This window comes from Pseudomonas sp. TE21394 (genome assembly GCF_054057835.1).
The window spans coordinates 4,285,843-4,301,961 of record NZ_JBSRZR010000001.1 but is presented as its reverse complement, the minus strand read 5'-3'; the positions used below and the strand labels follow the sequence as shown (position 1 = coordinate 4,301,961).

Annotated in this window: 13 protein-coding genes; 7 read left to right on the top strand and 6 right to left on the bottom strand. The window is 64.2% G+C overall.

The annotated features are described in order from the left end of the window. The first annotated feature begins 137 nt into the window (after positions 1-137). Positions 138-1,496, top strand: coding sequence for an 8-oxoguanine deaminase (locus ACVWZT_RS19665; RefSeq protein WP_457470885.1), 1,359 nt, complete (start codon positions 138-140; stop codon positions 1,494-1,496). A gap of 71 nt (positions 1,497-1,567) precedes the next feature. Here the strand turns inward: ACVWZT_RS19665 and ACVWZT_RS19660 are convergent, their stop codons facing one another. Beyond that, complete coding sequence (locus ACVWZT_RS19660; protein ID WP_457470883.1) at positions 1,568-2,059, bottom strand: GNAT family N-acetyltransferase; 492 nt, start codon at positions 2,057-2,059, stop codon at positions 1,568-1,570. 154 nt (positions 2,060-2,213) lie between these two features. Between ACVWZT_RS19660 and ACVWZT_RS19655 the strand changes: the two genes are divergently transcribed. Both ACVWZT_RS19655 and ACVWZT_RS19650 read left to right on the top strand, forming a co-directional pair. Next, a complete protein-coding gene (locus ACVWZT_RS19655; protein ID WP_457470881.1) occupies positions 2,214-2,813 on the top strand; it encodes a biliverdin-producing heme oxygenase in 600 nt (199 codons plus the stop codon). Positions 2,814-2,996: 183 nt separating this feature from the next. Then, positions 2,997-3,365: a hypothetical protein gene (locus tag ACVWZT_RS19650; protein WP_457472122.1), complete on the top strand. Its 369-nt coding sequence runs from the start codon at positions 2,997-2,999 to the stop codon at positions 3,363-3,365. 41 nt (positions 3,366-3,406) lie between these two features. On the opposite strand, the gene ACVWZT_RS19645 is transcribed toward ACVWZT_RS19650, so the two are convergent. Further along, positions 3,407-3,553 carry a DUF2986 domain-containing protein gene (locus ACVWZT_RS19645; RefSeq protein WP_296233101.1) on the bottom strand — a complete coding sequence of 49 codons (147 nt, stop codon included), beginning with the start codon at positions 3,551-3,553 and terminating at the stop codon, positions 3,407-3,409. Between the two features lie 154 nt (positions 3,554-3,707). Between ACVWZT_RS19645 and ACVWZT_RS19640 the strand changes: the two genes are divergently transcribed. Further along, a complete protein-coding gene (locus ACVWZT_RS19640; protein ID WP_457470880.1) occupies positions 3,708-5,486 on the top strand; it encodes a phosphoethanolamine transferase CptA in 1,779 nt (592 codons plus the stop codon). A 115-nt stretch (positions 5,487-5,601) separates the two neighbouring features. Continuing rightward, entirely contained in the window at positions 5,602-6,075 is a 474-nt protein-coding gene (locus ACVWZT_RS19635) for a hypothetical protein (RefSeq protein WP_457470879.1), read from the top strand. A gap of 48 nt (positions 6,076-6,123) precedes the next feature. Here ACVWZT_RS19635 and ACVWZT_RS19630 read toward each other — a convergent pair whose 3' ends face one another. Next, a complete protein-coding gene (locus tag ACVWZT_RS19630) occupies positions 6,124-7,029 on the bottom strand; it encodes a LysR family transcriptional regulator (protein ID WP_296233105.1) in 906 nt (301 codons plus the stop codon). Positions 7,030-7,222: 193 nt separating this feature from the next. Here ACVWZT_RS19630 and ACVWZT_RS19625 point away from each other — a divergent pair, with 193 nt between their 5' ends. After that, positions 7,223-7,609, top strand: coding sequence for a VOC family protein (locus ACVWZT_RS19625; protein WP_296233108.1), 387 nt, complete (start codon positions 7,223-7,225; stop codon positions 7,607-7,609). Between the two features lie 154 nt (positions 7,610-7,763). Here the strand turns inward: ACVWZT_RS19625 and ACVWZT_RS19620 are convergent, their stop codons facing one another. The 3 genes from ACVWZT_RS19620 to ACVWZT_RS19610 form a co-directional block, all read right to left on the bottom strand. After that, positions 7,764-9,443 carry an MFS transporter gene (locus tag ACVWZT_RS19620; RefSeq protein WP_296233110.1) on the bottom strand — a complete coding sequence of 560 codons (1,680 nt, stop codon included), beginning with the start codon at positions 9,441-9,443 and terminating at the stop codon, positions 7,764-7,766. A gap of 181 nt (positions 9,444-9,624) precedes the next feature. Beyond that, positions 9,625-10,035: a VOC family protein gene (locus ACVWZT_RS19615; protein WP_296233112.1), complete on the bottom strand. Its 411-nt coding sequence runs from the start codon at positions 10,033-10,035 to the stop codon at positions 9,625-9,627. Positions 10,036-10,106: 71 nt separating this feature from the next. Next, positions 10,107-11,033 carry an alpha/beta fold hydrolase gene (locus ACVWZT_RS19610; protein WP_296233115.1) on the bottom strand — a complete coding sequence of 309 codons (927 nt, stop codon included), beginning with the start codon at positions 11,031-11,033 and terminating at the stop codon, positions 10,107-10,109. Between the two features lie 186 nt (positions 11,034-11,219). Between ACVWZT_RS19610 and ACVWZT_RS19605 the strand changes: the two genes are divergently transcribed. Then, positions 11,220-16,118, top strand: a complete 4,899-nt coding sequence (locus ACVWZT_RS19605; protein WP_457470876.1) for an NEL-type E3 ubiquitin ligase domain-containing protein — start codon at positions 11,220-11,222, stop codon at positions 16,116-16,118. The last annotated feature ends 1 nt before the right edge of the window (position 16,119 follow it).

Genomic DNA, 16,119 nt, shown 5'->3' with positions numbered 1-16,119 from the left:
TCCGGGCGGGCGCGGGTTCACCCGGACCGTGGCGGGTTCGAACATAGCGGGTGTATACAATCCTTGCGGACTCTGTTTACATATCGCAGCGCCTACGACAGCGACAATCGTCGCTGGGTATTGCGCAGGCACATGCTATGCCCAAGACGCTATTGGTAAAAAACGCCGCCCTGCTGGTCACCATGGACGGCGAACGCCGCGAGATCAGCAACGGCGGCCTGTTCATCGAAGACAACCTGATCCGTCAGGTCGGCCCCAGCGACACCCTCCCCCAGCACGCCGACGTGGTGCTGGACATGGCCGGCAAAGTGGTCATCCCTGGCCTGGTCAACACCCACCACCACATGTACCAGAGCCTCACCCGCGTGGTGCCGGCGGCCCAGGACGGCGAACTGTTCAACTGGCTGACCAACCTGTACCCGATCTGGGCGCGCCTGACCCCCGAGATGATCGCGGTGTCGACCCAGACCGCCATGGCGGAACTGATCCTGTCCGGCTGCACCACCTCCAGCGACCACCTGTACATCTACCCCAACGGCTGCAAGCTCGACGACAGCATCCACGCCGCCGACGAGATCGGCATGCGCTTCCACGCCGCCCGCGGCAGCATGAGCGTGGGCCGCAGCCAGGGCGGCCTGCCGCCGGACACGGTGGTGGAGAAGGAAGCCGACATCCTCAAGGAGTCCCAGCGCCTGATCGAGGACTACCACGATGCCGCTCACGGCGCGATGCGCCGCATCGTGGTGGCGCCTTGCTCGCCGTTCTCGGTCAGCCGCGACCTGATGCGCGAAGCGGCGCTGCTGGCGCGCCAGTACGGCGTGTCGTTGCACACCCACTTGGCCGAGAACGTCAGCGACATTGCCTACAGCCGCGAGAAGTTCGGCATGACCCCCGCCGAATACGCCGAGGACCTCGGCTGGGTCGGTCACGATGTGTGGCATGCCCACTGCGTACAACTCGACCAGCACGGCATCGAGCTGTTCGCCCGCACCGGCACCGGTGTGGCCCACTGCCCGTGCTCGAACATGCGCCTGGCCTCGGGCATCGCCCCGGTGCGCAAGATGCGCGACCATGGCGTGCCGGTGGGCCTCGGGGTCGACGGTTCGGCCTCCAACGACGGCGCCAGCATGATCGGTGAAGTGCGCCAGGCCTTGCTGCTGCAACGGGTCGGCTTCGGCCCCGACGCGATGACCGCGCGCGAAGCGCTGGAAATTGCCACCCTCGGCGGCGCCAAGGTGCTGAACCGCAATGACATCGGCGCCCTCGCCCCGGGCATGGTCGCCGACTTCGTCGCCTTCGACCTGGGGCACGTGGCCTATGCCGGCGGCCAGCATGACCCGCTGGCGGCGCTGGTGTTCTGCACCCCGACCCAGGTGCATACCAGCGTGATCAACGGTCGGGTGGTGGTGCAGGACGGCCAACTGCTCACCGTCGACCTGCCACGGGTGCTCGAGCGCCACAATCGACTGGCGCAGCAGCTGGTCAGCGGCGGATAAAGCGGCAGGCCTCGTGTCGCGACAGGCTGCCAGCAACCCTGTCGCGACCCGGGCCGCGCACGCTGAATCGGTCAGAGGGCCATCACCATCTCATGCCAGGCCATGCCACCGTGCGCCGACGGCGATGGCTGCACGTACTGGTAACCCATCTTCTGGTACAGCGGCACATGCTGCTGTTTGCACATCAGGTGGATGCTCTGCTTGCCCGCGGTCTTCATGCGCCTGACGAACTCGTCCATCAGGCACCTGGCGTAGCCTTTGCCCTGGTGCGCCGGGTCGACCACCACCGACATGATCACCACATTCGGCGCTAGCGGGTCATGCCCGACCAGTTCCTTGAAGGCTTCATCGGCCATCACCACCTGATGGGCGCAGCCGCTGTTGATGAAGCCGACGACCTCTCCCGCCTGCTTCAGCATCAGGAAGCCTTGCGGATACTGCGCGATACGGGTGCGGATCTTGTCCAGCGTGGCCGCCTCGTCCCCTTCGTACGCGCCGATCTCGATGGCGTAGCAACGCTCGGCGTCTGCGGCGGTGGGGGTGCGGAACTGCGGGGTGCTCATGACGGGTTTCCTTGACGATGATTGGCAAAGCGGCCGCCATGGTAAATGACTCCCCAGCAGAGCGGCAGCTTTCTCAAACCTGTTACTTGGCGCTTGCTGTAGGCCAGGGATGACAAGCATCATGGCGCATTGCCCACATGCTATGGATACGCCGATGGCCTCAGTGCCGCTATCGCTCACCGAACCCAGCCGCTGCAAACGCTTGAAGGCTGCCAGCAGCCAGGCCCACGACGATGTCGATCAACGAGTAATGGCGGCCAGGCCTTTCGAGAGCCACGAACGCTACGGCCGCTTCCTGCAGGTGCAGCATCGCTTTCACGGCAGCCTGGTGGCGATGTACCGCGACGAACAGCTCAACCTGCTGCTGCCTGGGCTGGCGCCCCTGTCGCGTTTCGCAGCGATCGAGCATGACCTGGGCGATCTGGGGCTGCCAGTGCCGGCGCTCCCTTCACAGGTCTGTGCCAGCCCGGCCCAGGCGTTGGGCTGGCTGTATTGCAGCGAGGGGTCGAACCTTGGGGCTGCGTTTCTGCTCAAGCATGCCCAGCGCCTGGGGCTGCACGCCGGCCTCGGCGCTCGTCACCTGGCGCCGCATCCGCAGGGCCGGGGGCTGCCCTGGCGGCAGTTCGTCGCCAGGCTGGACGGCTTGTCGCTGAATGCGCAGGAAGAAGCCGAGGTGGTCGCTGGCGCGATTGTGGCGTTCGGCAGCTATCAGATGCACCTTCGCGCGGTGTTTGCCTGTATCAGCAACCGCTGATCAGGTTGTTTCAAATGTTGTACAAGTTGTTGCCATAGCGAACTTTTTTCCGTTTGCCGGTCTATGTGGGAGGCACAGAAAGGTAGCGGGACGCGAGACAGAATCGCCAACCACCTGCTGGCCAGATGGCTCAATTGTTCTCAGAGGTTGGCTTCGCTCATGAAAATACATGTCGCAAGGTTGATGCTGCTCGGCCTGTTCTCGTTGGCGGCGATGGGCACGGCATCGGCAACCCCCATGAAACCGTCCGTAGCGGCTGCCCCGGCGGTGCAGTCACCCCAGCAGCCTGCCGCTAACCCCTGGGCGAAGCTGGCCAGTGTGGCCGATGGGCAGCCCGCCACGCTGCTCGCCCATGGTGACGACCGCTGGCATGACCACAGAAGCGACTGGCGCCGCGAACAGTGGCGTCGCGAGCAGGCCCGACGTGACTGGGAGCGCCGCCGCCACTGGGAATACCGCCGCGACTGGGAACGCCGGCGAGACTGGGAGCGCCGCCATGAGCGGGCCATGCACCAGCGCTACCATGACGATTATCGTCACTACCGCCGTTGAGGCGCGGCAACTGGCGCGGCCTTGACGGCTGCGCTGGTTGGTCAGGTGGCGGTATCCGCCGCCGCCTCGGCTTCCATCTTCAGGCGGTCCGCCTTGCAAATGTACTTTGGCTTGCGTGGTGCCAGCTTCGCACTGGCCTTCTTGGCATGCGCCTGCAACAGCTGCTTGATCTTCTTGCGACGGTTCATTCTCACTCGACCTGTCAGTGCGGATTGCCTGGGCACATCATACCTTGCCAGGGCCAGCGCCTGATTGACGTTATTTTCACACGCGGCAGATTAGCGTCACGGCTTTTCCGGCGCCGGGCAGATCCGCTGGCCGCCATGGTACGACGAGGCATCCGTGTCACACACTTCTTCCCCTTCTGCGCCGCAGCGCGTGGACTGGGCCGGCCTAGGCTGGCTCCTGCTGTTTTTCTGGTACTTCTCGGGCGTGACCCAGGCGCTGCTGCTGTTCAGTGGCACCACCGGTTTCGCCGGTTTCCGCGATGCCCTGTTCCTCAGCAGCCTGTGGCTGGCCCCGGTACTGCTGCTGCCACGCTTCACCCGTGCCACGGCCGCGGTCATCGGTGTGGTCCTGTGGGCTGCATCGCTGGTGGGCTTGAGCTACTTCGCCATTTATCGTCAGGAGTTCTCGCAAAGCGTGATCTTCGTGATGTTCGAGTCCAATACCGCCGAGGCCGGTGAGTACTTCAGCCAGTACTTCAGCGTCGGCCTTGGCCTGGCACTGCTGCTGTACACGCTGGTCGCCGTGTGGCTGTGGAAGCGCGTGCGCCCGGTGCGCCTGCCGCTGCGCAGCCGCCTGCCAGTGGTTGCCCTGTTGCTGTTGGCCAACCTGGTGTATCCGTTCTACAAACAGCTGGTCACTCAGCAGCGCAGCTTTGCCGACGCGGCAGAAAAGGTCCAGCAGCGCATGGAACCGGCCGTGCCCTGGCAATTGCTGGTCGGCTACCGCCAGTACCGTCAGCAGTTGAACAACATGCAGCAACTGCTGGCGCGGAATGCTGCGCTGCCGCCCTTGCAGGACCTGCGTGACAGCAGCGGTCCCGCGCCACGCACACTGGTGCTGGTACTGGGCGAATCGACCACCCGCGAACACATGCACCTGTACGGCTACAACCGTGACACCACGCCCAACCTCGATGCCCTGGCGGCCAGCGACGACGGCCTGACGGTGTTCCGCAACGTGGTGTCGCCACGCCCCTACACCATCGAAGTGATGCAGCAGATCCTCACCTTCGGCGACGAGCAGAACCCGGACCGCTTCCTCACCGATCCGTCGCTGATCAACCTGATGAAGCAGGCCGGCTACAAGACCTTCTGGATTACCAACCAGCAGACCATGACCAAGCGCAACACCATGCTGACCACGTTCTCGCAGCAGACGGACGCGCCGGTCTACCTGAACAACCAGCGTAACCAGAATGCCAGCCAGTACGATGAGGTGGTGCTGGCGCCGTTCGACAAGGCCCTGCAGGACCCGGCACCGAACAAGTTCATCATCGTGCACCTGTTGGGCACGCACATGGACTATCGCTACCGCTACCCAGGCGACTACGCGCATTTCACCGACCGCCAGGGCGCGCCCGCCGTGCTGACGAGCGAGCAGGTGAAAACCTACAACTTCTACGACAACGCGGTGCGCTATAACGACTACGTGGTCGCGAGCCTGATCAAGCGTTATTCGGCCACTACCCCCAATGGCTTCCTGCTGTACCTGTCTGACCATGGCGAGGACGTGTACCGGTCCGGTAACCACGACCGCCTGGGGCGCAACGAAGGCGCGCCGACCCGGCCGATGTACACCATCCCGTTCCTGCTGTGGACCTCGCCAAGCTGGCGGGCCGAGCACCCGCGCGACTTGCAGGCGATGGTCGACCGCCCCTACAGCAGCTCGCACCTGATCCATACCCTGTCCGACCTCGCCGGGCTGAGCTACGACCGCTACGAACCGGGCAAAAGCCTGGTAAGCCCACAGTTCGTGGTGGCCCCGCGCTGGATTGGCGACCCGTACCGCAAGGATAGCCTGCGCGAGTTCGACCACCTGCCACTGGACAAGGCCGAGCCGCTGCAGGAGACCGTCAGCAACGGCCCAGCGCAGAACGACGCAGGCCTGAACTGACGTTTGCTGCGCAGGCTGATGCAGTTCCTGTCGGAGCGGATTCACCCGCGAAGCAGGCGCCGCGCAGAAGGCGAACTATTCTGAAAGTCGGGATCCCGCCCGCTGGAGGTGTAGCATGCGTAGATTGACGTGGGGTTACCTGTTGGTGCTGCTGTGCGCGGCACCGGCCGCCCTGGCGCAGTCGGTGGTGCCGCTCAAGGGCCAGGGCAGCCAGCAGATGCAGCTGGATATCAATGATTGCAACACCGTCGCGACCAATGCTGAGCACAGCGCCGCGACGGCCACCGCCCCGCATGTCGGTGGCCGTGTGCGCGGTGCCGCCGCCGGCGCGGTTGCCGGAGCGGCAGATGCGCAGGTGCGTGGTAACCAGCACGACGCGTTGTACGACCGGGTCGGCGAGGATGCCAAGCAGGAGTACCGGCAGAATCGTGCCGGAGAAGTGGCCGCCGCCGGGGCGGCAGTCGGTGGCATGCGCCAGCGTCAGGAGCGGCGCCAGGACCGCCGCGGCCAGGACCAGGCAAAGGCCCAGGCCCGTGCCAGTGCCTACAGCGGCTGCTTGCAGGGGCGCGGCTATCAGGTCAACCCCTGAGCAGCAGGCACGCCATGCCAGGGCCGTGGGCGGCATGGCGTGCCCGTTTCAGAACTTCGCGAGCTCTTCGCGGCAGAACTCGACAAACAACTGGGCCGGCTTGGTCAGTTGCACTCGTTTCAACCATGCCGCGGCCAACCCGGATAACGCTACCGGCTCGGCAATATCCACCATCGCCAGGCGCTGGCCGTCATAGCTGTACGGCGAATGCGGGCGCGTCACCAGCAACGAAAAGCCGAAACCCTGGCCAACCATGCCACGCACCATCTCGATTGATGGCGAGCTGAAGATGATGTTGGGCGTCAGGCCCATTTCATTGAACAGGCTGACGAAGTAGGTGCGACTCGGTGCCACGTCCAGCAGAATCATCGGCTCAGGGCACAGGTCGCGCAGCGACACCTGGGCCTGGCCGGCGAAGCGGTGCTGCTCGGGCAGCAGCACGTAGGGCTTCTGCGGCGGCATCAGCGGCTCGGCCTCGATGGTGCCGTCCAGGTCATGGTCGTAGAGAAACGCCAGGTCGAAGGTGCCGGCGGTCAGGCCCTGGATCAGGTCTTGCTGTTCGCCGTCACGCAGCCGGATATCCACCCCGGGGTAGCGTTGGCGAAAGCCGGCGATCAGGCGTGGCAGGTACAGCGGGGCGACGGTTTCGAAACAGCCGATGTCGATCTGCCCAGCCACGGTGTCGTTATCGGCCAGGGCGTTCTGTTCAAACTCGTGGGCCATCTGCAACAGCGACTTGGTCTTGGCATAGAAACGCTTGCCGCTGGGTGTCAGCGACACGCCCTGGGCGTGGTGGCGGATGAACAGCTGCACACCAAAGCTTTCCTCCAGGCTCTTGATCGCCGTGGAGATGGACGGCTGGGCGATGTACAGCTGGCGCGAAGCCTCGGCAACGCTGCCGGCCTCCACGGTGGTCACGAAGTATTTGAGTTGTCGCAGGGTATAGGCAGCCACGGGCACCTCGCTGGCGCCGCTCCGGGCGCTGGAATCATGCTTGCCACTTTACCCTCGGCAGCTGTCACGCGGGGGCCGGATGATGAAGGATTTAGCGATGGCTTGAACAGGTTTTTCGTAAGGGTGCCACTGGTCAAATACCCCCAACCGTCTTTACTGGTATTCATCGGCCCCAAGCATACGGTGTGTGTCTATGAAGATCGTGGTCACCAGCATTCTTGTCGACGACCAGGCCAAGGCCTTGGCTTTCTACCACTACGTACTCGGTTTCGAGCCCAAGCATGACATCCCCATGGGCCGGCATCGCTGGCTGACCCTCACCTCCCCCAACGACCCCAACGGCGTCGAACTGCTGCTGGAACCCGACGCGCATCCGGCTGCCAGGGCCTACAAGGCCGCGCTGAAGCAGGACGGTATCCCGGCCACCTCGTTCGGCGTGCGCGACATCCAGGCCGAATACACCCGGCTGTGCGCCGCAGGCGTGCTGTTCACCCAGCCACCCACCGCCCAGGGGCCGGTCACCGTGGCGGTGTTCGATGACACCTGCGGCAACCTGATCCAGATCGCCCAGAAGCACTAGCGGCTAGCCAGGCACTGGCGGCAGCCGCAAGGCCGTCGGCCTGGGTCGTGAGGGCAATGCTGTTGCCTTCGAGGTTCTGCAAGCGCACATCGGCTGCCGGTGCTGGCCCGTTCGCAGGTGAACACGCGAATGGGCCAACACAAGCGCCCCTCTCTCATGCGTGATGAATTTCCCGGTCCTTGGTCTCCGGCAGGAAGAAGATGCCCAGCACCGCCGTCATCACCGCAATCACGATCGGGTACCACAAGCCGTAATAGATATCACCGGTCGCCGCCACCATGGCAAACGCCACGGTCGGCAGGAAGCCGCCGAACCAACCGTTGCCGATATGATAAGGCAGTGACATCGAGGTATAGCGGATACGCGCCGGGAATAGCTCTACCAGCCAGGCGGCGATCGGCCCGTAGACCATGGTCACGTAGATCACCAGCAGCGTCAGCAGCAACAGCACCATCGGGTAGTGGATCTTCGCCGGGTCGGCCTTCTCCGGGTAGCCTGCCTCTTTCAATGCGCCGCTGAGGGTGGCGGTAAAGGCCTCGCTCTGCGTCTTGAAGTCCGCCGCTGCCAGGCTGCTGCCGTCGAAGCTGGGCAGGACCCGTTCACCAATGCGGATCTGCGCCACGCTGCCTGGCTCGGCCGCTTCGTTGGTATAAGGGATGGCCCGTTTGGCCAGCAAGCTCTTGGCGATATCGCACGAACTGGTGAATTTGGCCTTGCCCACCGGGTCGAACTGGAACGCGCACTGGTCTGGGTCGGCTACCACCACCACCGGGTTCTGCTCCTGGGCGACGAACACATCCGGGTTGCCGTACTGGGTCAGCGCCTTGAAGATCGGGAAGTAGGTCAGCGCCGCGATGATGCAGCCGGCCATGATGATCTTCTTGCGCCCAATGCGGTCGGACAGGCTGCCGAAAAAGATGAAGAACGGCGTGCCGATCAGCAGCGAGCCGGCAATCAGCAAGTTGGCGGTCTGTGGCTCGATCTTGAGCATCTGCAGCAGGAAGAACAGTGCGTAGAACTGCCCGGTATACCACACCACGGCCTGCCCGGCAGTGCCGCCCAGCAGTGCCATGATCACCACCTTGAGATTGTCCCAGCGGGCGAACGACTCGGTCAGCGGGGCCTTGGACGCCTTGCCCTCGGCCTTCATCTTCAGGAACACCGGCGACTCGTTGAGCTGCAGGCGGATGTACACCGAAATCGCCAGCAGCAGGATCGACAGCAGGAACGGCACACGCCAGCCCCAGGCCTCGAACACCTCGGTACCCATGGCCGTGCGACAGGCCATGATCACCAGCAGCGACAGGAACAGCCCGAGAGTGGCAGTGGTCTGGATCCAGGCGGTGAAAAAGCCGCGACGCCCCTTTGGCGCATGCTCGGCTACATAAGTGGCCGCGCCGCCGTATTCGCCACCCAGGGCCAACCCCTGCAGCAGGCGCAGGGTGATCAGGATGATCGGTGCCGCCACGCCGATGGTGGCGTAGCTGGGTAGCAGGCCGACCACCGCCGTCGACAGGCCCATGATCACGATGGTGATGAGAAAGGTGTACTTGCGCCCGATCATGTCGCCCAGGCGGCCGAACACGATGGCGCCGAACGGCCGTACGGCAAAGCCGGCGGCGAAGGCCAGCAGAGCGAAGATGAACGAGGTGGTTTCATTGACCCCGGCGAAGAAATGCTTGGCGATGATCGCCGCCAGTGAGCCGTACAGGTAGAAGTCGTACCATTCGAACACTGTCCCCAGGGACGAGGCGAAGATGACCTTGCGCTCCTCCCGGGTGATACCGCGTTGGGGCCCACTACTGCCCGTGGTTGTGCTGTCGAGAACCGCCATGGGGTGCCTCCGTCTTGTCGTCATGCAGGCCGGGAGCACCTCAACCGCTGTTGTACCGTCGCACCCAGGCCCTGGGGGCTTGCTTTGGTTATGCGAAGCACGACGAGGCGGGCCGCCTCGGATCGCAGCAAGGTATCTGAAGCATAATAGGCTTTGGCGGGATATCCACTATCGGCCGCCGCTACGACACTGGCCCTTTCAACTCGACCTGGTTGCCATCCGGGTCGTAGCAGTACAGCGATGGCCCTTCGCCTTCAGCGCCGTAGCGCCTTTCCGCAGGCGCCACTGGCACCCCTGCAGCCTGCAGGTACGCCCTCAGCGCCGCCTCGTCGAACGGCTCGATGCGCAGGCAGAAATGGTGCAGGTTGCGCCCCTCGGGCCCCGGTGCCGCACCGCCAGGCTGGCCCAGCGGGCCATCGAGGGTGACCAGGTCGATCATGGCCGTGCCGGTGGCCAGGTGGACCATGCCCAGGTCTTCGCGCACGCGACTGATGGTGCAGCCGAGCAGCTCGGTATAGAACGCAATGCTACGCGGCAGGTCGCTGACCCGCAGAACGAGGTGGTCGATGTGCTTGATGGCGAACGGGCGCATGCCGGGGCTCCTTGTGGCAGTCGGCTTCCTGTAGTGGACGTCAGCACGATAGCCCAGCGGCGCACCTCCCGCTATTCGTTCACCAGGCGTTGCAGCACGCCGCCTTCATGGCGGGCCAGGATCCGCAGCAGCTGGTCGACCAACGCCCGGTCCGGGGAATCCAGGTGGAAGTGGTGCCCGCCTGGGTGCCACGACACCTTGGCGTGGCCAGGCAAGGCTGCCTGGCGCCGGGTAAAGGCTTCGCCGGTGAATGCCCCCTGACGGCCGAACAGCAGGTAAAGCGGGCAGCGGATCTGACTGAGCAGCTCGCAGGCTTCGCGCTCGGTCAGCGGCATGGGTTCGGGCAGCACCAGGCGCGGGTCGTGGCGCCAGCAATAACCATCGCCCAACTGCAGCAGGTCGCGCAGCGCCAGCAGCCGTGCCGCCGCTTCCGACAGTTCGGTGTCCAGGCGTTCGCGACGTTGCTCCAGCGCAGTGTCCAGGTCTTCGAAGCGGCACACGTCGGGCTCGGCGAAGCCCTGCAGCTGGCTACGCTGGACCATGCGCTTGAGCCGGTAGGACCGGGCCAGATGTTCGACGCGGTCATCCTCGGCCACCGTGAACGGTGCGCCCATGCCGTCGAGGAAGGTCATGCTGGCGATACCGCTGGTCATGGCCGCCAGCAGCGATGCCACACCGGTGCCCATGCCATGGGCCAGCACATGAAACTGCCCCAGGCCCAGGCTTTCGGCCACCGCCAGCATGTCCTCGGCGTGCTCCCACAGGTAATAGGCACTGTCGTGGCGGCGATGATCGGAGCGGCCGTGACCGACCAGGTCGGGGGCCACCACGAAGCAACCATCGAGCATCGGCGCCAGGCGCTCGAACGAGGCGGCATTGTCCAGCCAGCCATGCAGGGCCAGCACCGGTATACCGTCCTCCGGGCCCCAGCAGCGGACTGCTATTTCAATGCCGTTGTGGTCCAGCAAATGGTCCCTGGGTGTCGATGATGAGCGCATGGTTAGCTTCCTGTCTAAGGCCTGGCAAGACGGCGACGCCCTACCTTGGCCCGATGCCCTGCCCGCCATTGATACCTGCCCGACCCTGGCATAGGCGATACCGACACTCGTCGAGTAGTTATCTACCACTCTTTGACGACCTGCCTGTCATGCAATGGCGCCTTCCCCCTTGAGGAGCAACCCATCATGACCTCCACGACGCCGTACCACCTGCGTCAGCTCCAGCGGACCTTGCCGCATTGGCCACGCCAGCTTGCCAACCATCACGTCAGCGCCCTGCTTGGCAGCCAACGCCTGGACTACCTACAGGGCAACGGCCAGCCCTTCGACTGGTATGCAACGGCAACCGATGAACAACGCCAGGCACTGCAAGGCGCTATCGAGCAACGTGACCGCAGCCGCAATGCCCTGTTCGAGTCGCTCAAACCGCTGAAGGGTATCAGCGAGTTTTGCAAGCCACTGCTACAGGCGCACCTGGGCATTGCCGAGCCGGTGGATGAGGCGGTCTATTTCTTCCAGCCATTCAAGCGCAGACCATCGGTGCATGGTGAGCCTGAAGCCGGGTTGGGCACCACCGCGGAGGCGGATCGCTTCGAATACGACCCCGATGGCTCGCCGCGCAAGGTCACATTACTGGAAGCTGCCCTGCACAATTTCACCGACAGCCATGAAGCCGGCCCATATAGCCTGCTGCAAGCCAGCCGGAGCAACCCGACGCGGCTCGTCGGCTGGACTGCGCCCAGCTTTATCGAAGCATGCCGCAGCCTGGACCTGGGCAAACAGTACCAGGCCCACCTGGCCTCGATCTATGACAGCCCAGCGCAGGCGACTCTCGCGCGGCAATCCATCCAGGCCAGCCGCGACGAGCTGCTGGTACAGGCATGGATCGCCGTGCTGCGCGGAAAACTCAGCCCGGCAGGCTTGAAAGCGCTGCAGCGGGTGTGTAGGGGCAAGGTTCCGCTACAGTTGAAATGCTGGCGGCTGAGCCTGTACCAGACGCCCTTGCACGAAGTGATGGTGATCGGGCAGGACGTTCCCGGCAAAGTGATGCCCCGTATCGTCTACATTCCGGGTGCGCATGACTTCCCGCTGGTGGAGTATCCGTCGGCCAGCGTCGCCGCACGGAGCCTGACGGCTCGCCTGCAGGACGAGCGGCTGCTGCAGCACGTTATCCGTTATGCCCCGCAATCCCAGCAACCGGCACTGGCCAAACGCTTGCGACAGGACCTGTTCGATAGCGTGGTCGCGCCAAACACCCCGGCCATCCTGCCCAAGCCTTCGCCGCGCGTGTTGTATCAGGCTACCGAACTGCCTGCCGACCTGTGGCCCTACTGGTATCGGACCCATGTCGCCAGGCTCAAGGCCGACGCCGCCACCCTGGCCGTACCCACCGCCAAGGTGGACGCAAACGCCAGGCTGGAGCTACTGGAGCATTGGCTGTCGATTGGGCTGGACCTGGCCAACGTGGCGGCCCTGTTCGTGCCTGGCCTCAATACTCTCATGCTGGCCGTAGGCGGCGCGCAGCTGATGAACAGCGTATTCCACGGTATCGAGGCCTGGGAGGCTGATAACAAGGCAGAAGCCGCCGCGCAACTGGAATCGGTGCTGCTCAACCTGGCAATGATTGGCGCAATCGGCGCGGGCGCCAACCTGCTCAAGCATTCGCGCTTCGTCGACTCGCTGGTGAGTATCGAACATGCTGGCGGCGAACGCCTGTGGCAACCCGGCATCGACCGCTATGCCAGTCGCGAAGTACTGCCCGATACGGTACTGGCCAACGAGCAAGGGCAGTACATTCATCAGCAACGACATTTCATCCGGCTCGATGGTGAGTTGTATGAACAGGCCATGGATCCTTCAGGACAATGGCGCATCACTCACCCTGACAACCCCGAGGCGTTCCGCCCTGCCATCCGCCATGTGGGCGACGGCGCCTGGCGCGCCACGGCAGAGCACCCGCTGGACTGGCAGCAACGCCAGTTGCTCAGGCGCATCGGCCCGATAACGGACAACCTCAGCGATATCGACCTGGCGACAGCGCTACGCTGCACCGGCACCGATGAGCAGGTGTTGCGTCAGACGCATGTCAGCGAAGCACAAGCGCCGACGCTGCTGACCGATGCGCTCGAGCGCCTGGCCATCGATGAGGAAGCCACTGAGCTGATCACCCGGGTCCGCCATGGCCTCTCGGTGGCGTCCTACAAGCAATATGCACTATCTGGCTTGCTCGAACTGCCCGGCTGGCCGGCCGATCATGTAGTGAAGGTGTTCGACGGGCCAGAGCCATGGGGCCATGCCGTTATCCATGGCGACACCACGTTGCCCTCACCGGTGGTGATCGAGGTGACCCGTAACGACCTGGAACTCGGCAAGCTGAGCCAGGCCGTATTGGACCAATTGCCAGAACCGGCAGCAGACACACTGGTGCCCAACACCCACAGCGCATCACGCGCCCGGAAATTGGACGCTTTGCTGGCAGATCATCTGACGGCGCGCCGCGATGCACTGTTCGATGCGCTTCAGCGCAGCAGGCTGCAGCCGCTGGATAGCGGTGCCCAAGCGTTGCAACAACAATTCGGCAGCCTTCCCAACCGGGTACTCAATGCAATCGTCGCGCAGGCGAGTACGCTAGAGAGAACACGCATGCTCGGCAACCGCGTCCCCCTGCGCATCGCTGAAGAAGCCCGGGTGCACCAGGCCCACCTGCGCCTGAACCGCGCTCTGCTCGGCCTCTATCGCCCGACCCTGGCCAATGCCGACAGCCAACGGCTGGCGGCGGCCTTGCTGGCCGAACAACCCGGGGCCAGCGCTACCGAGCTCATGGAAATGGCGCTTGCCGATCGGCAGCGGGCCGCGCGACTGCTTGGCCAGCAGCCGATCCGGCCCGGCTATCGCTCACCTTTGCGTCTTGCCGACGGACGCCTTGGCTATCCCTTGAGCGGCCGTGGCAGCTGGCGCGACTGGATCAGGCTGGGGGGCACTTCCATTGAAGAACGCAGGCTGCAAGAGCTTTACCCCGCGCTTTCCACGCGGCAACGTCGTGCGCTGCTCGACCAGTTGCGCCAGCGCGGAGACATCGCGGAGCAATTGAGCCATATTCAGCGCGAACGGGCAGCGCTGGACCAGAGCCTGCGCTCCTGGCGCGATGAGGCCGAGGGCGAAGCCTGGCACAACCGCCGTGCATTCGGCCGCGCGCTGCGCCGCGCTGCCAGGCAGGATGACGGCAATGCCTTGATCTTGCGGCATATGACACTGGCCAGCCTGCCCGAGCTGCCGGCACGTTTCGACCACATCCAGACGCTGGAGATCCACAGCCTGGGCCTGCACACCCTACCTGCGGGATTCTTCGAGTCCTTCCCACGCTTGGAACGACTTCGTCTTGTTGGTAATCCCGACCTGCAATCCGACACGCTGTTCAACGCTTTACGCAATACACCCCAGCTACAGACCCTGGAAGTGGTCGACAGCCCATTGCTCCATCTGGACGTTACTGCCAGAAGCGCACTGGCCCGGATGCGCCGCCTGCGTGCGCTGAGGTTCAGGCACAGCCATTTGTCGCTCACCGACACCGACCTGCAAATGCTCGCAGCGCTGCCCCTGGAGGAACTGGACCTGAGCGGGAACCAGATCACGCTTACCCCGGCGCTGGCAGAACGCTTCGGCGAATTACGCCATCTGCGAGACTTGAACCTGTCCCTCAACCCGCTCAACATTCCGCCACGGCTGAGCACCTTGCTACGTTTGCGAAACCTGACTCTCAACAGCTGCGCCCTCGGCGCCTGGCCGGACGACCTGACTGCACTGATGAGCAGGCCCGACTACGCACTGCGCAACCTGGAACTCAGCAATAACGAAATCCAGCAGCTGCCCGATGTCGAGCTGATATTGCAGACCCCTTATGCGAGCAATCTGTTGAACCGGCATAACCAGCGCTGGGAGTTCCATTTCAACAACCTGCAACCCGAGACGGCTGGCCGGTTACGTGCAGCCGGTGTGGGTATTGTGGAAAATGACCACTTCCTGCCCGAAACCGAGGCACTGGACTGGCGGGCCAGCGGCAACCAGGCACAGCAGCAATTGTGGGACAGCCTGTTCGAAGGCGGCGCCAACCGCGACCTGCTCGAAGTGGTGGAGCGCGTCGGGCGCTCGGCGCAAGCGCAGAACAACCAGTACTCGCTGGCGCGGGAAGTGTGGCAACTGCTGGAAGCGGCCAGCCAGGACGAGGCACTGCGCGAACACCTGAACGAAGTAGCCGGAGACTTCCCTGCCACCTGCGGCGATGCCGGAGCCGATGGCTTCAGCACATTGCTGGTCGAGCAACTGGCCTATCGCGAAAGTAGCCAGGCAATGGTCAAAGGCCCCTATCTGTTCCAGTACTACCGACGCCTGTTCCGTCGCGAGCAGGTCAACCAACTGGCCGCACGCATCCACGCTACACGTCTGGCGCGGCAAAGCGCCTTGCTGGCCCGGGACCAGGAGATCGCGCAGAGCGGAGCGGCCCTGCCCCGCCTGCCCGACGCCGATCCGTTGGATGACATCACCCTCGACGAGCTACGCGAAGGCGGGCTCGACGATATCGAAATCCGACTGGCATTGCGCCAGTCGCTCGCGGAGCCACTCGACTTTCCTGAACCCAGCCAGGACATGCTCTATCGCGACAGTGCTCGCATCTCCGACCGCGTCGTCGACAACGTCGAAGCGGCAGTCGACGCCCTTGACCAGCAACCCGCCACACGTCAGGCCTGGATTGCCGCCCAACCAAGCTGGCGGCGTTTCCTCAGGCGGCGTTACGGCCAGCGCTTCGCAGCACTGGATGAACGCTGGTACCGGGGTATCGAGTACCTGGAATATTGCCTTGACCCGGAGAACGAGGCGGTAACAACCCTGGACGCGCCGGTACGCGAAGTGTTGAACGAAGTGCTGCCCGACGCCGTGCCAGACGCCACAGGCGCACTGCCCCGTCTCGAGCTCGACAGCCAGCGGTACAACGACGCGCTTTCGCGCCTGGGCGCCAGCCGCCAGGCAGAGGAAGACGCCCTGTACCTGCGGCTGACTGCCCAGCAAGACCCTAACCCGAGGAGCTGAC